The following is an 18,661-nucleotide window of genomic DNA, read 5'->3' as shown; positions in this document are numbered from 1 at the left end:
ATGAAATTCAAGATTATATATACAGGAAAAGAATCATTCTTTCAATATTTTAAAGTCAACGGAAAGAAAACATTACCATTATCAGCTTATATCGAAATGATAAGAGTAGCAGGGAGTAAAGTAAATAATGGAGAAATTAATGCCATACGAAACTTTAAATGGAATCAGCCTATTGTAATAGAAAATGAACCACTGGTACTTCATATTGAATTTAAGGAACAAAATGAAGGATTTTCGTTTGAATTCTATCAGGATAATGATGACTTTCATAAAACAATATATGCACAAGGAGATTTATTAAAGGTTTCTGAAAAAATACCTAAAAAGATTGAAGTAGGGTATTTAATAGGCATAGTACCAGACTTATACAAAGAAGCGTTCTATAAAAAGTTAGTAAAGAATTTAGCAGAATATACAAATGAATTGCAGAGTATTCATTCTGTATTTCAAATTCAAAATCAGGTTTGGTCCAGAGTTATTCCTAAAAAGGAAGAAGAGCCGTATGTATTGCCCTTAAATATAGTAGAAAGTGCTTTTCAGACCTTAAATGGACAAAAAGAGAATACTTCAAGGATAGAAAGCATTGAGGCAATGTATATATATGGCGATATTACGAATACACATTGGTGCCAGGCAATTAAAGAAGAAAGTAAAGGGGATTCTTTTACGGTTAATTTACTTAGTGCTGAAGGGGAGATTCTTTTTGTATTTGAAGGAGTGAAATTGCTTCCGGATGATAGTGCTTTAGAATTACAATATTTTGAAGAAAAATGGGAAGAGACTAAAGAGATAACTCAGGAAAAAAATCCTTTTCAGGAAAAGAAAATTTTATGTTTGGGTGATGATACGGATTTGCTTTTTGACTTTAAAAAGGCCTTAACAAAACAAAATGCAGAAGTTATTCATGTTTCAGCTATGGATGATATCGATGAATCTTTTGATTACGTCTTTATATTTCCAAACCGTTCTTTGGTAGCCCAGGACAGTGAAAATGGATCTTATGGAAAAGAAGAAGAATTTGTTTTTACCTGTTTAAAAAAACTAGTAGAATTAAAAAATAATAATTTTCAGATTCACATTATTCTAAACCAAACACAGCAGGTTTTCTCTACCGATACAGTTCAGGAAAAAGGAGCCGGAATCTTCGGTTTAGTTGGGACAGTAGCTGCAGAAATGCCTACCTGGAATTTTAGAGTAGTTGATATCAATGAGAATGAACCCATAGATTTTGAAGAATTAGCTATTAAAATAGTACAAACGAGTGAGACTTTAGTGGCTTATAGAAATGGAAGTTTTTATAAAAAACTATTAAGTCCAATAGCCACATTACCAACAGTATCTTATTCTAACAGAATTAGAAAAAATGGAACTTATGTAATTCTTGGAGGAGCTGGTGGTTTAGGTAAAATCACTACAGAGCACCTGATTAATAAATACAATGCCAAAGTATACTGGTTAGGAAGAAGAGCATCAGACCAAACAGTAGAAGCTGGTATAAAGCAGTTTTCAGGCTATGAAAGGAAACCCGTTTATATACAATGCGATGCAAATAAAGTAGAAGATATAAGAGCGGCTTTTGAGCAAATAAAATCTGGTGGAGAAGTTATAAATGGTGTCATTCATTCAGCTTTAGTGTTAGAAGATAAACCATTTTATGCGATGAGTTTTTCTGACTTTACCAAAGCCTTTGCTCCAAAATCAACAGCAGTTCAAAATTTAGTTCAGGTATGCGGGAATGAGTTGTTGGATTTTATGTGTTTCTATTCCTCTATTCAAGGGTTTTTTAATGGTCCCGGACAAGCCAATTATGCAGCAGGTTGTACTTATAAAAATACCTTAGCAAAAGTAGTTGAGCAAAAATATAAGATACCTGCATATACAATTAATTGGGGGTATTGGGGGCATATTGGTGTGGCTTCAGACTCCAAATATGCAGATCGAATGGATCAAATGGGGATAGGGAGCATTGAAGCAAAAGAGGGAATGGCCGCCTTAGAGAAAATTCTGGATGGCGAACTAAAGGAAATATATGCAGTTAAGTTTTCTAAAAAACCGATTGCAAAAAGTTTAGCCTCGAGAATAAAAAAAGCCTGTTCAGTAAATAAAATTACCGAAGAGAAAACCCTGATAAATCAATTTGAGTTAGAGACTGCAGATACAGAAGAACATCAAAATATTGTATTAGACAAAGTACAAAAAATAGCAGCGTCTTTAATCAAGCTTCCTCAGGAAGAGTTTGATTTAGACGAACCATTCGCGGCAATGGGTTACGATTCTATTCTGAGTAATCAACTTAGTGACTACATAAATAAAGAACTGAGTATCGATATTCAACCAACGGATTTATTTAATTATCCTAGTATTCGATCTTTAGTACAATATATTATCGAAAATAAAGAGGGTTGGAAACACAAGATTATAAAAGACAAGAATGTAAATACAGCTGTCGTTAAAGAGGAAGAGAATATAAAATATCTACCAGAAGAGGAACAAAAAGATACAGACGATATAGCAATTGTTGGTATGAGTGGAGCTTATGCAGGAACATCAAATCTGGAAGAATATTGGGAAGCTCTAAAAGGAGGAGAAAATTTGATAAGAGAAACTCCAATAGAAAGATGGGATAGCACACTTCATTACAGCCCTATTAAAGGTGAAGAAGATAAAACCTATAGTAAATGGGGTGGTTTTATGGATAATATAGACAAGTTTGATGCTGGGTTTTTTAAGATATCAGGTATAGAAGCTGAAAATATGGATCCGCAACAGCGCTTGTTCTTAGAACATTGTTGGCATGCATTAGAAGACGCAAATTTAACTCAAGACCATTTAGACGGTCAGCAAGTAGGAGTTTATGCGGGAGTAGGTAATAGCGATTATATTCAGAATCCTAAAAACAAGCACGTGTCTGTTTTTTGGGGTATGGATAATTCAATTCTTGCAGCCAGAATTTCTTATTATCTAAACCTAAGAGGACCTGCCTTAGCAATTGATTCAGCGTGTTCGTCATCATTAGTAGCATTAGAAGCAGCTTGTAGAAACCTGCAAACCGGCCATATTGATATGGGGATTTGTGGAGGCGTAAGTCTCGCAGCCACGCCACTATTTCATAAAATGGCAAGTAAAGCTTCAATGTTAAGCGAGAATGGGCAGTGTTTTACATTTGATCATAGAGCAAATGGATTTGTACCGGGTGAAGGTGTAGGCATAGTGGTGGTTAAACGCTTAAAAGACGCGCTAAGAGATGGAGATAGTATTCATGCAGTTATTAAGGGAATTTTAACGAATCAAGATGGAGCAACCAACGGCATTTTGGCACCAAGTGCACCATCACAAGAAGCTTTAGAAAAACAAGTATATGAAAAATTTCAGATAAATCCGGAAACGATAAGTTATGTAGAAGCACATGGTACAGGAACTAAATTAGGAGATCCCATAGAGGTTGAAGCTCTTACTAAAGCTTTTAGATCCAAAACACAAAAAAGGAATTACTGTGGTATTGGGAGCGTAAAGACCAATATTGGACATACACTCCATGCAGCAGGATTAGCAGGATTGCAAAAAGTGATTTTGTCAATGCAACATAAACAAATTCCGCCTTCTTTGAATTATCAAAGAAATAATGAATTTATCGATTTTGAGAACAGCCCTTTTTATGTAAATACAGCCCTTAAATCTTGGGATAACTACATAGGTGGTAAAAGAAGAGCGGCTATTAGCAGTTTTGGATTTAGTGGCACTAATGCACACGCAATTATTGAAGAATACATTCCTGCCGTTTCAGAAAAAGAACAAGAAATAAATGGCAAAGTAATCCTTGTACTATCTGCAAAAGACAGAAATAGTCTGGAGAGATATTGTAAAAAAGTAGTATTGTTTGTTCAGGAGAATTCCAATGTATCATTAAATTCTTTAGCATTTACATTTCAGGTTGGACGTACAGCAATGGAAGAACGCTTTGCATGTGTTGCGCGGGATCATGATGAATTAATATTGAAGTTGAAAAACTTTTTGAATCCAGAGGGTGAGAAATCCGGAGCCTTAAATTATTACACAAATAATATAAGAGTTCAGGAGAATACGACTATAAAAGGTATTTCGGGGAAAGCATTTGTAGAAAGTGCAATTAAACACGCTGAATTTGAAACTGTAGCTGAATTATGGACACAAGGAGTAAGAATTGATTGGGAGTTATTTTACAATCAAAAAATAAAGAAAATTAAAATCCCATCATATCCATTCGAGAGAGATCGTTACTGGATTGAAGAAATAGAAAAACAGACAGAAAAAACTTCAAAAATACATCCCTTACTTCATCAAAATAGTTCCACTATTAAGGAACAGAAATTTGAAAGTAATTTTAGTGGTGATGAGTATTTTATAAAAGAGCACATTGTTAACGGTTATGGTTTATTTCCCGGAGCTGCCTATATAGAAATGGCACTGCAAGCCGGAAAAATCAGTGCGAATGATATGATAAATGAATTATATGATATTACGTGGCAAGAACCTTTAAGAAATAATGATAAAGGGATGGATCTTAATACGGTGATCTCAGAAATTACAAGTTCAGAATATCAATATCAAATATATTCAATTCATAAAGAGAAAAAAAGCATACATAGCTCAGGTAAATTGCGAAAACAATCTGCTAATACTACACCTTCAAAGCAATTAGATGTAGCTGAAATAATAGCCGGTTTGCCACAAATTAAAAGCAAAAAAGAAGTTTACGAACATTTTAGTGATCTAGGATTTGATTATGGAAGAAACTTTCAAGGAATTGAAAATATCAGCTATTCTCAGGATAAAGCAGTTGTTGAATTGACATTCAAAAAGCAGGATCAATTTGTTTTAGAACCGGGCCTATTAGATAGTATATTTCAATGTACAATAGGACTTTCATTAGAAGGAAAAACAAATACAGTTTATGTTCCATATAGCATACAGAGGGTTAGTATCTATAAAGAAATACCTCTTAAAGCTTGGTGTTTAGTGGAGCTGGTTGCAACAAAATCCAGCACATCCGGTATTCGAAAATACAATATGATTTTAGTGAATAGCGTGGGAGAAATTATCTTAAAGTTAGACGAATTTACGCTATTGCCATTAGAAAATATTCTTGCAGATAAAAAGGAAAGTGAAGAAGATAAGAAAGAAGGAATTCGATATTTTAATGCGGTATGGAAAAATGTTGCCCCGCAAATAAGTAAGCGTAAAGAAAATAAACAATTGGTTTATTTGGCAGGATTTGAGCGTACAATAAAAGAAAAAATAAAGAACAATAGTCCGGAGGTTAGGTTACTGGAAGATAGTGAAGATCCAAAAAATGGATTTCAGGTTATCTTTAAGAAACTCAAACAAATTGTAGAAGCAAAGGAAGAAGTACAGCTTACTATCGTCATAGAAAACAATAGCTATAAGCAATACGGTCATTTGGCAGCATTACTTCAATCTGCTCAATTAGAGTATTCTAAAATATTGGGAAAAGTAATAGTTCTGGATAATGCATCTAAAAAGAGTATAGAAGAAATTCTTGAAATTGTAGTATCAGAAAGTAAGTTAGAAGCCCAGGAGGTTCGGTATATAAACGGACAGCGAGAAGAAAGAATTCTAGAGGTTTTAACGCCGCAAAAACAAACTCCGGAGATAAAAATCAAGGAGGGAGGAGTGTATTGGATAACTGGAGGAATGGGCGGTTTAGGACAAATATTCTTGGAGCATATTTTAAAAACTAAGGATACGAAAGTAATTCTTACCGGCAGAAGTAGTAGTAACGATGCTTATAATAAAATTGTAAACTCCTATTCTAATGTGCTATATAATTCTTGTGATATCGCTGATAAAGAAGCTGTAACACTGCAGTTTCAAAGAATAAAACAACAATTTGGTACTATAGATGGAATTATACATAGTGCGGGAATCATTAAAGATAGTTTGATAATTCATAAGAGTGCAGAAGAGGCAGAGGAAGTATTAAAACCTAAAATCGATGGGATCTTATTTTTAGATGAAGTTACTAAAAATGAAAAGTTAGATTTTTTTGTAAGTTTTTCTGCTGTAGCGGCAGTAAAGGGAAATCAGGGGCAAAGTGATTACGCTTCTGCCAATGCTTTTATGGACAATTTTATGGCTCATAGAAGAACAAAATACGAGCAAAAGACAAGATTTGGTAAAAGTATAAGTATCAATTGGCCGCTATGGGAAAATGGAGGAATGAAAATGTCCGAAGAACAAAAACAATATATAAAAAATCAGACAGGTATGCTACCAATGCCTAATGAGGTAGGTACAAATAGTTTTGATTTTATACTATCTGGTGAACAGAGCCAGGTAATACCGGTATATGGTTTATTAGAAAGAATTGAAATACAAAAACAGGGTAATAAGGAGGTTGTAAAAGAAGTTAATGAGAAGAAAATCAAAGAATACAAGCAAGAGGAGTTAAAAGTATTTATTACGTCTTATCTAATAGATCTTTTATCAACAGAATTTAAGTTGCCCAAAGAGCGATTTGAAGCCCATAAATATTTTGAAGATTTCGGAATAGATTCCATTAGTATCACGAAGCTAACAAACACATTTGATGCGGTTTTTAATGATATTCCAAGAACCTTATTTTTTGAATACCAATCACTTCAAGAATTGATTGGCTATTTTCTGGAAAATCAACAAGAAGCGATACAAGAATTGTTGTTAAAAAACGAAGATCCAGTATCTCCTGAAGAAGTAGATAATGAAACATTTGTAAGTGAAGGTATTGAAGAGAGAAATCAAGATTCAGATCAATCTGTAATAGAAGATAATCCAAAATCTCAAGATGACTTTTCAGCGGTTAGAAATGCGGACAGTGAAGATAAAATAGCGATTATAGGTTTAGCAGGAAAGTATCCTGGTGCAAATAATGTACAAGAGTTTTGGGAAAATCTAAAACAAGGAAAAGACAGTATTACCGAAATACCAAGTGACCGATGGGATATGACCAGTTTTTATGATGAAGAAAAAGGTAAATCAGGTACAAGTTATAGTAAATGGGGAGGTTTTATAGAAGACGTAAACAAGTTTGACCCGTTATTTTTTAAGATATCCCCTCGTGAAGCTGAAATAATGGAGCCTCAAGAACGATTGTTTTTACAAACGGCATGGGAAACCATAGAAGATGCTGGTTATACTAGAGAACAATTAGGACGGTCCACCCAAACAAATGAAATGACTGGCAATGTAGGTGTTTTTGTGGGAGTTATGTATGAAGAATATCAATTATATGGTATAGAAGAACAGCATAAAGGCAATCAGATTCATCTTGTGGGTAACCCAAGTAGTATAGCAAATCGAGTTTCCTATTTCTTTAATTTTCATGGGCCAAGTATGGCTTTAGATACGATGTGCTCGTCCTCAATAACAGCAGTAGAACTTGCATGCCAAAGCATTATGAATGGTGATTGTAAGGCAGCAATTGCAGGGGGAGTAAACGTAAGCATTCATCCTAATAAATATTTGCTTTTAAGTAAAGCAGGATTTGCATCAAGTACAGGGCGTTGTAAAAGTTTTGGAGAAGGAGGAGACGGATACGTTCCGTCTGAAGGCGTTGGAGCTGTCTTGCTAAAGAAATTATCAGATGCGGAACGTGATGGAGATCACATTTATGGAGTTATCAGAGGAGCATCTTTAAATCATGGTGGGAAAACGAATGGATATACAGTACCGAATCCTAAAGCTCAAACTTCGGTAATTAAAAGAGCCATGGAAAAAGCAAACCTCAAAGCAGATCAAATCTCCTATATAGAAGCACATGGTACAGGAACAAGTTTGGGAGATCCGATAGAAGTTGCGAGTCTGAAAAAAGCATTTCAGGTAGAAGAGGAAGATTATATCTGTAAGATAGGTTCTGTAAAATCTAATATAGGACACTGTGAATCTGCAGCGGGAATATCCGGAATAACAAAAGTGCTGTTGCAATTGAAGAATCAGCAATTAGTGCCCTCTATTCATGCCGAGAAACAAAACCCTAATATTAATTTTAATAATACTCCATTTAGAGTACAAAAAACATTAGAACCATGGAACACAGACGGAAAATCAAGAATAGCAGGTATTAGTAGTTTTGGTGCAGGTGGTAGTAATGCTCATTTGATTATTGAAGAATATAATAAGCAAGAGAAGCAACAAAATTATGACCAACCGATACCCATATGGGTCCTATCTGCAAAATCAGAAAAACAGCTCAGGGAATATGCAGAGAAGCTATTGCATTTTATAAAAAATCAAGAAAAACTTTTGCCGGAAGAAGTGGCATATACCTTACAAGTAGGAAGAGAAGCAATGTCACACCGACTCGCTTTTTATGCTACAACTACAGAGGAAGCTACAGCTCAGTTAAACGCCTATCTGGACGGAGTTTTATTAGATTATTATTGCAGGATTACAGACCCGGAAGCTTCAACAATGGAAGATATAACAGCTACAGAGATCAAAAATTTATGGAAAAACAGAGATGCAAGAGTATTAGAATTATGGTCTTTGGGAAGGAATATAGAATGGTCTACCTACTATAATAAAAAGCAATTACCACAAAAGGTAAGTTTGCCTACCTATCCTTTTGAAAAAAAATATTGTTGGTTCTCTAAAACAGATAAAACAAATGAAAATGGAGTAACATTAAATGGAGTGGATGATTTACATCCGATGCTTCATATAAACAAATCTGATTTGGACGGAATTAAATTTCATAGTGATTTTTCAGGAAATGAAACCTTCTTAAAAGACCATTTAGTAAATTCTGAAAAACTATTTCCGGGAGTTGCTTATATAGAACTGGCCAGAAAAGCTTTAGAAGAAGTAACACATCAAGAGGTTTTACAGCTCAAAGAGATTACTTGGTTGAAACCGTTAAAAGTGGAGGATAAAAGTACAGAAGTAACCACTCTTGTAACAAAAGATAAAAACGAGATTTTAGTTCAAATATCGAGTAAAGCAGAAGGAAAAAGTATAACGCATGCGGAGATAAAATTAGGCAGAGAAGATTTAAAACAAGGCTCGCGATATGATATTTCGGTTTTAAAAGAGCGTATGCAAGGCGAGAAAGAAGGCGAAGCATGTTATGAAGCTTTTAAAACGGTAGGCTTAGAATATGGTGATAGTTTTCAAGGGATCAAAAAAATGTATTTCAATGAAAATGAATCATTAGTTAGTATTGATTTACCGGCATGGGAAGGAGTTATCTTAAATCCGGGTGTTATGGATGCAGCATTACAAGCAACCATAGGGGTAGATTTTAATAACAAACAAGGTGGCTTACAATTGCCGTACAGTCTTCAGGCGGTAGATATTTATTCTAAAGATTTATCAAGAGCTTCTTGGTGTTATGTGCAAAAAAATAAAGAAAAAAGTAGAGTACACAAATATTCCATGCAAATACTGGATCAAGATGGGAATGTATTGATCGGAATGAGAGATTTTGTATCAATTCCATTAAGTTCAGAAACAAAAGCAACTCAAGAAAATAAAGAGGAGTCTATCGGGATTTATTATGAATCGATATGGGAGGAAATATCTTTTGAAAAATCGGCGATAGTTCCGCATAAAAAGAATGCTTTTATAGGAGCCAAAAACGAATATACGGCAACATTAGAAAAAGAAATACAAGCCAATGGCGGAAGTGTAAATTGGTATAAAAATGCAACTGATGTTCCGCAAGACATTAAATCTATTTATTTCCTGCAAGGGATATGGGATGCCGATGATAAAAATGAGGTGCTTGAGCAGATTGATAAAATAGAAGTAAACGTCTTCAAGAATATTAAGGCATTACAAAAAAGAAGCGCTGAAAAGCTAGAGGTTGTATTTGTAACTAAGCAAACACAAAAAGTAACCTTTTCTGATATTGTTACAGAAAAAGGTGCCGGTATTCTTGGATTAGTTGGTTCTTTAGTAAAGGAAGAAATGAATTGGAGTTTTAAAAGTGTAGATGTTTCGCATCCTAATGATATGAAGCGCATTCTTGATACACCCTATTCTAAAATGGGAGAATCCTTAGCAATCAGAAATCTCGATTTATATCAAAATATACTCATACCAGTAGAAGATAAGATAGAAAAACAATATTCTAAACTTAGAAAAGGTGGCGTATATGTAATTTTAGGAGGAGCCGGTGGTTTAGGAAAAGTAACCACTTCATACCTGGTAAAAGAGTACCAAGCCAAAGTGTATTGGTTAGGAAGAAGAGAACAAGATGCAGCTATTACAGCAGCAATTGAAGAAATAGGGCAATATGGAGTATACCCAACTTATATTCAATGCGATGCAGACAATAGGTTAAGTATGCAATCGGCCTATACGCAAATCAAACTTACATCCGAAGAAATCAATGGAATTTTTCACTCCGCTATTGTACTTAATGATAAGATAGTAGCCAATATGAGTGAAGAAGATTTTACAAAATCATTCTATCCAAAATCAGTTGGAAGTCAATATTTGATAGAAACTTTTAGTCAGGAAGAACTGGACTTTATTTGTTTTTATTCTTCAGCTCAAAGTTTTTTCAGAGCTGCCGGTCAATCTAATTACTCGGCAGGATGTACTTATAAAGATAGTTTAGCAAAACAAGTACAGCAAAAATCAGGAATCCCAACCTATGTAATTCATTGGGGATATTGGGGGAATACAGGTATTGTTTCTTCTAAAGACTATGAACAACGCATGCAGCAAATGGGGATAGGAAGTATTACTGAAGAGGAGGGAATGCAATCGTTAGAAAAAGTTTTTGCACAAAAAAAAGGCCAACTTTTCGTAATGAAATTTTTAAATGATGCTGTAATTAAGAGAATGAACATTTTTCAATTAAAAAAGAGAAAAATTCTACCTCCAAAAGAGGCGACAATAGAACTTAAAAGGATAAAAATAACTTCTCCAAAACAAATCTTAAATTAAATGACTACCATAAAAAATAATGCCATAGAGATGCAAAGAATATGTCATAACTCATTACTCAGTATTTTGATAAATATGGGGTTTAGAAGTGGCATAGCTAATGATATAGATCTGTTAAAAATAGAATTAAAAATTGTTGACAAACATACCCGTTTGCTGGAAGAATGTATTCGTAGTTTAAAAAGCTGTGATTATCTTCAGGAAAATGAAGCGGTATTTACCCTTACTACAAGAGCTCAGGAGGAATTAAAAGATTTTGACAGACAAGTAACATTGCAAAATATCTTTGCAGAAATGCCGGAGATGGCAGGTCATGCTAAATTATTACAAGGATGTTTAGATGGGTTACAGTCTATATTTCAAGGAAAAATAAATGCAACAGATGTAATGTTTCCAGATGGAAGTATGGAGCTGGTTTCTGGAGTTTATAAGGGCAATGAACAAGCAGATTATTTCAATGATATATTGTGCCAGGTAGTAGAAAATATTGTAGCAGATAATATCGAAAACTTAGGAGAAGGAGAAAAGTTTACCATTCTGGAAGTTGGAGCAGGTACGGGAGGAACAAGTAACTTATTGTTTCAGGTATTAAGTGCATACAAAGACAAGATAAGCTATGTATATACAGATTTGTCTAAAAGTTTTCTGTTTCATGCAGAGAAGCATTACAAGGCAATTGCACCTTATTTAGAAACGAAACTTTTTAATATCGAAAGGTCACCAGAAAATCAGGAACTAACCTTGGGAAGTTTTGATATGGTAATTGGGGCAAATGTAGTACATGCAACAAAAAATATTAGAAAGAGTCTTCAAAATATCAAAGGAGTACTCAAGAGAAACGGAGTGTTGGTATTAAACGAAATAGCACAAAACGATATATATGCTACCCTCACATTTGGATTACTCGATGGCTGGTGGTTGTATGAAGATGCAGAAGTTAGGTTGGGAGGAAGTCCCGGTCTATCTCCAAAAGGATGGCAAAAAGTATTAACCGATACAGGATTTGTCAATACAATGAGCTACCCGGAAGACGAAGAATTGTTTCAGCAAATTATAATATCTCAAAGTGATGGAGAAATTATTTTGGCTGCCGAAGATGCTAAAGTCGAGCAAAGTTTAAAAGAAACTAAACCCGATAAGAAAGAAATAGTATCTCAAAAAGCGGTGGGGATAGCACAAGCTGTAGACAGTAAGGAGATCGCAAATTTTATAAAGAATAAATTAGCCTTAGTGCTAAAAATGGAGATTTCGGAGTTTGACGAGATAACACCAATGTCGGATTATGGAGTAGATTCAATTATAGGTTTAGAATTAATAAAGGAAATAAATGAGACATTAACAAATGCAATTCCAACTACGATTTTATTTGATTATCCTACCATAAAAGAATTCGCTAAATATTTGGCAGAAGAACATAGTTCGGCTTTTACGATACAGCCAACAGTATCAGAAAACGAAATTAAACCAGAAAAGGAAGTTCTAAGCCAACAATTAGAAACGGTAAAAAAGGAAGAGACACCATTTTCTGTCAATAAAGAAAAAGGCCAAGCACAGCGATTATGGCTGGAAAAACCTGCTACAATAGATGATATTAGTATTGTGAATTTTGATTTACCTGCAATACAACAAGAGGAGGTTTTGGTTGAGATTTCTCATTTTTCGCTCAATTTTGGGGATTTACTTTGTGTGAAAGGATTATATCCTACAATGCCTCCATATCCTTTTTCTCCGGGTTTTGAGGCTTCGGGAATTATTATAGAAAGAGGAGATAAAGTAATCAATTTCAGCATTGGAGATAGAGTAATAGTAATGACAGATGGCAGCTACGGATTGCATAGTACGCATTGTGTTGCTAATGAATTACAGTTGCTACCTATACCGGAAAATCAATCTTTTGAAGAAGCATGTGCTATTCCTACGGTAGCAATGACAATGGTTGAAGCTTTTAGAAGAGTACACGTTAAAAAAGGAGATTATATTTTGGTTCAAACCGCCACTGGTGGTATTGGGCATATTGCTATACAACTAGCCAAACATTTAGAATTAAAGGTTATTGCTACAGCGGGGAGTACTCATAAAATAGAGTATTTAAGGGAAATAGGCGTAACGCATGCGATTAATTATCGAGAACAAGATTTTGAAGAAGCCGTAAATAGAATAACGAATGGGCAAGGAGTTACAGTCGTTGTAAATACCCTTTCGGGAGAAAATATTCAAAAAGGAATCAACTGTTTAGGAAAAAGAGGGCAATATATTGAGTTATCAATGACGGCTTTAAAATCGGCAAATCATATTGATTTGAGTAAATTTTCAAACAATCAAACCTTTATAGCCGTTGATCTAAGAAAACTTATAGGGGAAGATCGGGAATACATTGAGGGTTTATGGGCAGAATGTAAACAATATATAGAAAAAGGGATTTTAAAATCAGTGATCAGTACAGAAGTTCCTTTTGAAGACTATAAAAAAGCCTATAAAATACTTGAGGACAGAGATAATATTGGGAAAGTGATTGTCAAAGCCAATTCAGTAAGAACGACGCAGACAGAAATTCCATCAAGTAGTTTTAAAGAAATTAAACAATCCAGTCAAAACTCCAAAGCATTAGATATTGCCATAGTAGGAATGAGTGGGCAATATGGTAGTGCAAAGGATTTAAATGATTTTTGGAAAAAAATAAAAGGAGGAGAAAGTCTGATCGAAGAAGTGCCAAATGAGCGATGGAATATTGACGAACACTTCTCTGCAGATCAAGAAGTAGCAAATAAAACCTATAGTAAATGGGGAAGTTTTTTAAGAGACATAGATAAATTTGATCCCTTGTTTTTTAGAATATCAGGTAAAGAAGCCGAAGGAATGGATCCGCAACAACGGTTGTTTTTGGAACATTGCTGGAAAGCTTTTGAAGATGCCGCTATTGTAACAGATAAGCTAAATGGAGCAAAATGCGGAATATATGTCGGAGCCGGACAAGGAGATTATGTACAAACAACTAATCTGGAAAATGCAGCAATTTATTGGGGAAACAGCAGCGCAATCTTAGCTTCAAGAATATCCTATTTTCTTAATCTTAAAGGACCGGCAATTGCTATAGATACAGCATGTTCATCATCCTTGGTAGCAATAGAGATGGCCTGTAAAAGTTTGTATTATAAAGAAGTTGATATAGCACTAAGCGGTGGAGTATTTATTAATACAACACCCAGATTTTACAAATTGTCAAGCAAGGCAGGTATGCTAAGCAAAGACGGTCAATGTTATGCTTTTGATCATCGTGCCAACGGATTTGTACCAGGAGAAGGAGTAGGCGTTTTAGTACTCAAAAGATTAGAAGATGCAAAAAGAGATGGTGATTATATTCATGGTATAATCAAGGGAGTAGAAACCAATCAGGATGGAACTACTAATGGAATTTTGGCACCAAGTATGAAATCTCAGGAAGAGTTAGAAAATGAAGTATATCAAAAATATGATATTCATCCGGAGAGCATCACTTATGTAGAGGCACATGGCACAGGAACTGCCCTTGGCGATCCTATAGAATTTGAAGGATTAACACGTGCTTTTAAAAAGCAAACCACTAATACAAATTATTGTGGATTAGGAAGTGTTAAAACGAATATAGGGCATACAGTTTATGCCGCAGGAGTAGCAGGAGTACAAAAAGTACTATTGGCATTACAGGAAAAAATAATACCACCAACTTTAAATTATGAAGCAAAAAATAGTTTAATCAATTTAGAAAATAGCCCTTTTTATATAACAGATAAGATACAAGATTGGACTTCTTCTGCAGGAACACCAAGGAGGGCAGCCGTAAGTAGTTTTGGATTTAGCGGAACAAATGCGCATTTAGTTGTAGAAGAGTATGAAAACAAACATCAAAAAAATAGTTCCAGTAAAGAGTTTGTTATACCCATATCTGCAAAAAGCGAGAAAGCGCTAGAACGTCAAATAATAAATCTGATTGATTACCTGGAACAAAAACCAGAGATTTCTATTTCTGATGTAGCTTATACATGGCAAGTAGGACGCCAACCAATGGAATTTCGTAGCGTATTTATAGCAGATTCTATAGTAGATTTTGTAAGTAAGTTAAAAAATAATAAAGGCTTAGTGAGCTCCAATGCAATTTCTGCAAAAGAAAAAGAGCAATTCAAAACTTTTTTGTCAAACGGCGCAGGAGAAGCCTATATAAAGTATGCAACAGAACATAATGAATACCAGTCTTTAGCAAATTTATGGGCAATGGGGGTAACTGTCGATTGGAATAAATTATACAGAAATAATAAAGAGCGGCCTCAAAGAATAAGTTTACCTACATATGCTTTTGAAAAAGAAAGATATTGGTTAAAATCTAATACGATAATCGAATCGAATTCTGCAGTACAGAAGCTACATCCGTTGCTACACCAAAGGACAAACATTGCTGAAGGAACTCAAAAATTTAATAGTATTTATTTAGGAAAGGAACATTTTTTCAGAGATCATATTTTTAGGAACGAAAAAATATTGCCGGGAGTAGCCTATCTGGAGATAGCCAAAACGGCTGGAGAGAAGTGTATAGAAAAAAGCATTACGCAATTCAAAAATGTGTTATGGCTTCAACCTATATGGCATCGAGATAAGACGATAGAAATTGAAACAGAAATTATAAAACAAGGAGATAGCCTTCAGTATGTTATATATAGTACTATAGCAACAGCAGGAGTTTCAGGTCAGGAAAAGCAAATTCATGGGCAAGGAGAGTTAACTTCAACCGAAACCTCGGCACCTGTAAAACACGATATAGAAAAGATTAAAAAATCCCTTAGCAAGAATATTTCCAGAGATACTTTTTATGAAAAATACCAAGAAATAGGATTAGAACTAGGAGCTTCTTTTCGAGGAGTACAACACTTGTGGTTCAGTTCTTCGGAAGCAATTTCTAAGATTGAACTTCCAAAAGGAGAAGGATATGCTTTGACTCCTGGAATATTGGATAGTGCTTTACAAACTTGTATAGGAATTAATCTGGAGAAAGAAGTTACAGGTTTATTATTCCCTTTTAGCGTAGAGCAAATAGACATTTACCAGTCATTGGAAGAGAATATATGGTCTTATGTACGAAAAAGTAAGAACAACAAATCAGACGAAGTCATTAATTATGATGTAGATATTTGCAATCAGAATGGAGAAGTATTAATTGCATTTCAGAATGTATTATTTCTACCGGAAAGAAAAACTGCACCTCAAACAACACCTACTGAAGAAATACAACTTTATAAAGCTGTTTGGAAAGAAACCCCGATAAGCAGTAAAAGGAATGTTGAAGTAAAGCGTAAAATAATAATCTGCGAAGCAGTACCGGAAATGGTACCACATTTTAATGAATTTTTGAATGCGGATATAGAAATGATTGAGACTGCGTCTCCCGAAGTTTATTTTGAAAAGACTATAGCAATAATCAAGCAAGTAATAGCAAGCAAAGAAAATGTCGAAGTTACCCTTGTATACCCGGTTAATAAGCAGTTAGAAATAGAGTTTTTAAGTGCTTTATTAAAAACAGCATCATTAGAAAACTCAAAAATCATGACAAAAATGATTGGAGTAGCTATTGCGTTTACTGCATCAAATAGTGAAGCCCTTTATAAAATAATTGGAAATGAACTGGAAACAACTGATCAGGAAATTAAATACGCTAAAGGAAACAGAAACTCTAAACAACTGGAATTAGTCAGACTTTCAAATTCTAAAGAAAAAACAGCTATTAAAAGCAATGGACTTTATGTGATTACTGGCGGAATGGGAAGCTTGGGACGCATTTTTGCAACATATATCACCAATAAAAAAGCTAAGGTCATTCTTTTAGGACGTAAAAAGCTAAATAAAAGTCAAACAGATTTTGTTGAGAGTTTACCTAATGCTACCTATATGATTTGCGATATAACAAACAGGCAAAAAGTACAAAATGCAGTTTCTAAAATTAAAAAAGAGTATGGTCAGATAAACGGAATCATTCACACAGCTGGAATTACAAGAGATAGTTTAATACCATTAAAAACAGCGGAAGAAGCAAAAAGTGTTTTTGCTCCAAAAATGGAAGGGGTAAAAAACTTAGACGAAGTATGTAAAAATGAACCGTTAGATTTTATGATGTTGTTCTCTTCTATTGTTAGTGAACTAGGCAATATTGGGCAGTCAGATTATACTGCGGCCAATGCCTATCTTAATAATTATGCACTATACAGGGAACAAGAACGATTACTAGGCAATAGAAAAGGTAAAACGTATAGTATTGGATGGGGGTTCTGGCAAGATGGAGGTATGAGATTGCAAGAGGAGCAAATAGGGTATTTGGATACACAATGGGGAATGAAGCCAATGCCAACTGATTCAGGATTAGAGCTGTTTGAAACCATTTTAGCTACAGCTTCACAAAACCTATTAGTGGCTTATGGAGATTCAAAAAGAATGAGTACCATCATTACAAACCGATTGGTCGAAAAGAAAAAGGTGGAGAATTTAGTAGAACAAAACAGTAAAAATATTAAAGAAGAGCTTCTGGATAAGTTGCACCTATTGATTGCAGATTTATTAAAATTAGATAAAGATAGAATAGATCGAGACAAAGACTTAGCGGTATATGGAGTAGATTCAATTTTATTAACAGAATTAAATTCGGAGTTGAATGCCTATTATGAAATTGCATTATTGCCATCAGTATTCTACAATAATACGACCATAGAAAGTTTAGCTGAGCATCTATTAGAAGAATACAATTTAGAGGTTCATACTAAACATCAAGATAGTAAGGAAGACTTTTTAGAAGAAGATTCGGCTAATAAAAACAATTTGTCTAATGCAAAAAGTAAGGAGCATAGTTTAAGTCAGCTGGATGTTAGCAAATTACAAAGTACTATAGAAGGATCCTCTTATTTAATTCAGTTTCATAAGATAGCACCCGAGAAGACTTCTATTTTTATCATACCGGGCGTACCGGGAATTGCCTATGGATATTATGAAGTAGCAGAGCAGTTCTCTACCTACGGGAATTGTTACGGAATCACCATGCAGGGTATTTTCGATAATAAAAAACCACTGGACAGTATAGCAAAAATGGCTGCTCACAATGTAGCAGAGATTGCCAAAATAACCCCGCCAAATTCAGAGATACATCTTGTTACTCATAGTTTTGGTGGATTAATTAGTTATGAAATGGTCAAACAGTTGCAGCTATTAGATATAGAAGTGAAACAAATATTCATGTTAGATTGTTTTCCTAATACATTATCGAGTAACGAGATGGAGAAAACGGTTTTGTTTCTTAATCTATTCCCTGAAATATTTGATAAAGTAGAAATAGAAGCATTAAAAAGTAAAGTATACAGTATACTACAAGAAAAAAATGCTGATAGAAAAGAATTGCTATACAACTTCATTACAACAAATGGTGTGACTGTAAATCAAAACATGTTCGACAAATTATGGGATGTTTTTGATGTATCTATGAGTTGCAGCTACGAAATGGATATTCAGCACCAAGTTCCTATTACTCTGGCCAAAGTAAAAGATAAAGTAATTACAAATGAAGTATACGATTTAGGGTGGAGCCAATATTTTGAAGAGGTAGAAGTAATTGAGGTAGAAGGAGATCACTTTTCTATAATACGAGAACCTCATTGTTCTAAATGGGTTAAAGAAATAACATTTTATAAAGAAAAAAACGAACAGGTATCCTTAACCAGATAGC

The 18,661-nt window shown here is 34.4% G+C and carries 2 protein-coding genes; both read left to right on the top strand.

All coding sequences use genetic code 11. From position 1 onward, the window contains the following. The gene (locus AB674_RS15595; protein ID WP_047778077.1) at nucleotides 1-10,929 is read left to right on the top strand and encodes an SDR family NAD(P)-dependent oxidoreductase; all 10,929 of its coding nucleotides are present in this window, start codon (nucleotides 1-3) and stop codon (nucleotides 10,927-10,929) included. Continuing rightward, nucleotides 10,930-18,660, top strand: coding sequence for an SDR family NAD(P)-dependent oxidoreductase (locus AB674_RS21955; protein ID WP_082210658.1), 7,731 nt, complete (start codon nucleotides 10,930-10,932; stop codon nucleotides 18,658-18,660). It begins immediately after the preceding gene. Nucleotide 18,661 lies beyond the last annotated feature (1 nt).

It is taken from the genome of Flavobacterium sp. ABG (genome assembly GCF_001027725.1).
In the GTDB taxonomy this organism is placed as follows: domain Bacteria; phylum Bacteroidota; class Bacteroidia; order Flavobacteriales; family Flavobacteriaceae; genus Flavobacterium; species Flavobacterium cupriresistens.
The sequence above is the reverse complement of the archived record's forward strand: the minus strand, read 5'-3'. Positions and strand labels throughout refer to the sequence as shown.

Bases quoted from the DNA above. Each gene is read 5' to 3' on its own strand.
- AB674_RS15595 (WP_047778077.1), top strand. From the start codon at position 1: ATGAAATTCAAGATTATATATACAGGAAAAGAATCATTCTTTCAATAT.
- AB674_RS21955 (WP_082210658.1), top strand. From the start codon at position 10,930: ATGACTACCATAAAAAATAATGCCATAGAGATGCAAAGAATATGTCAT.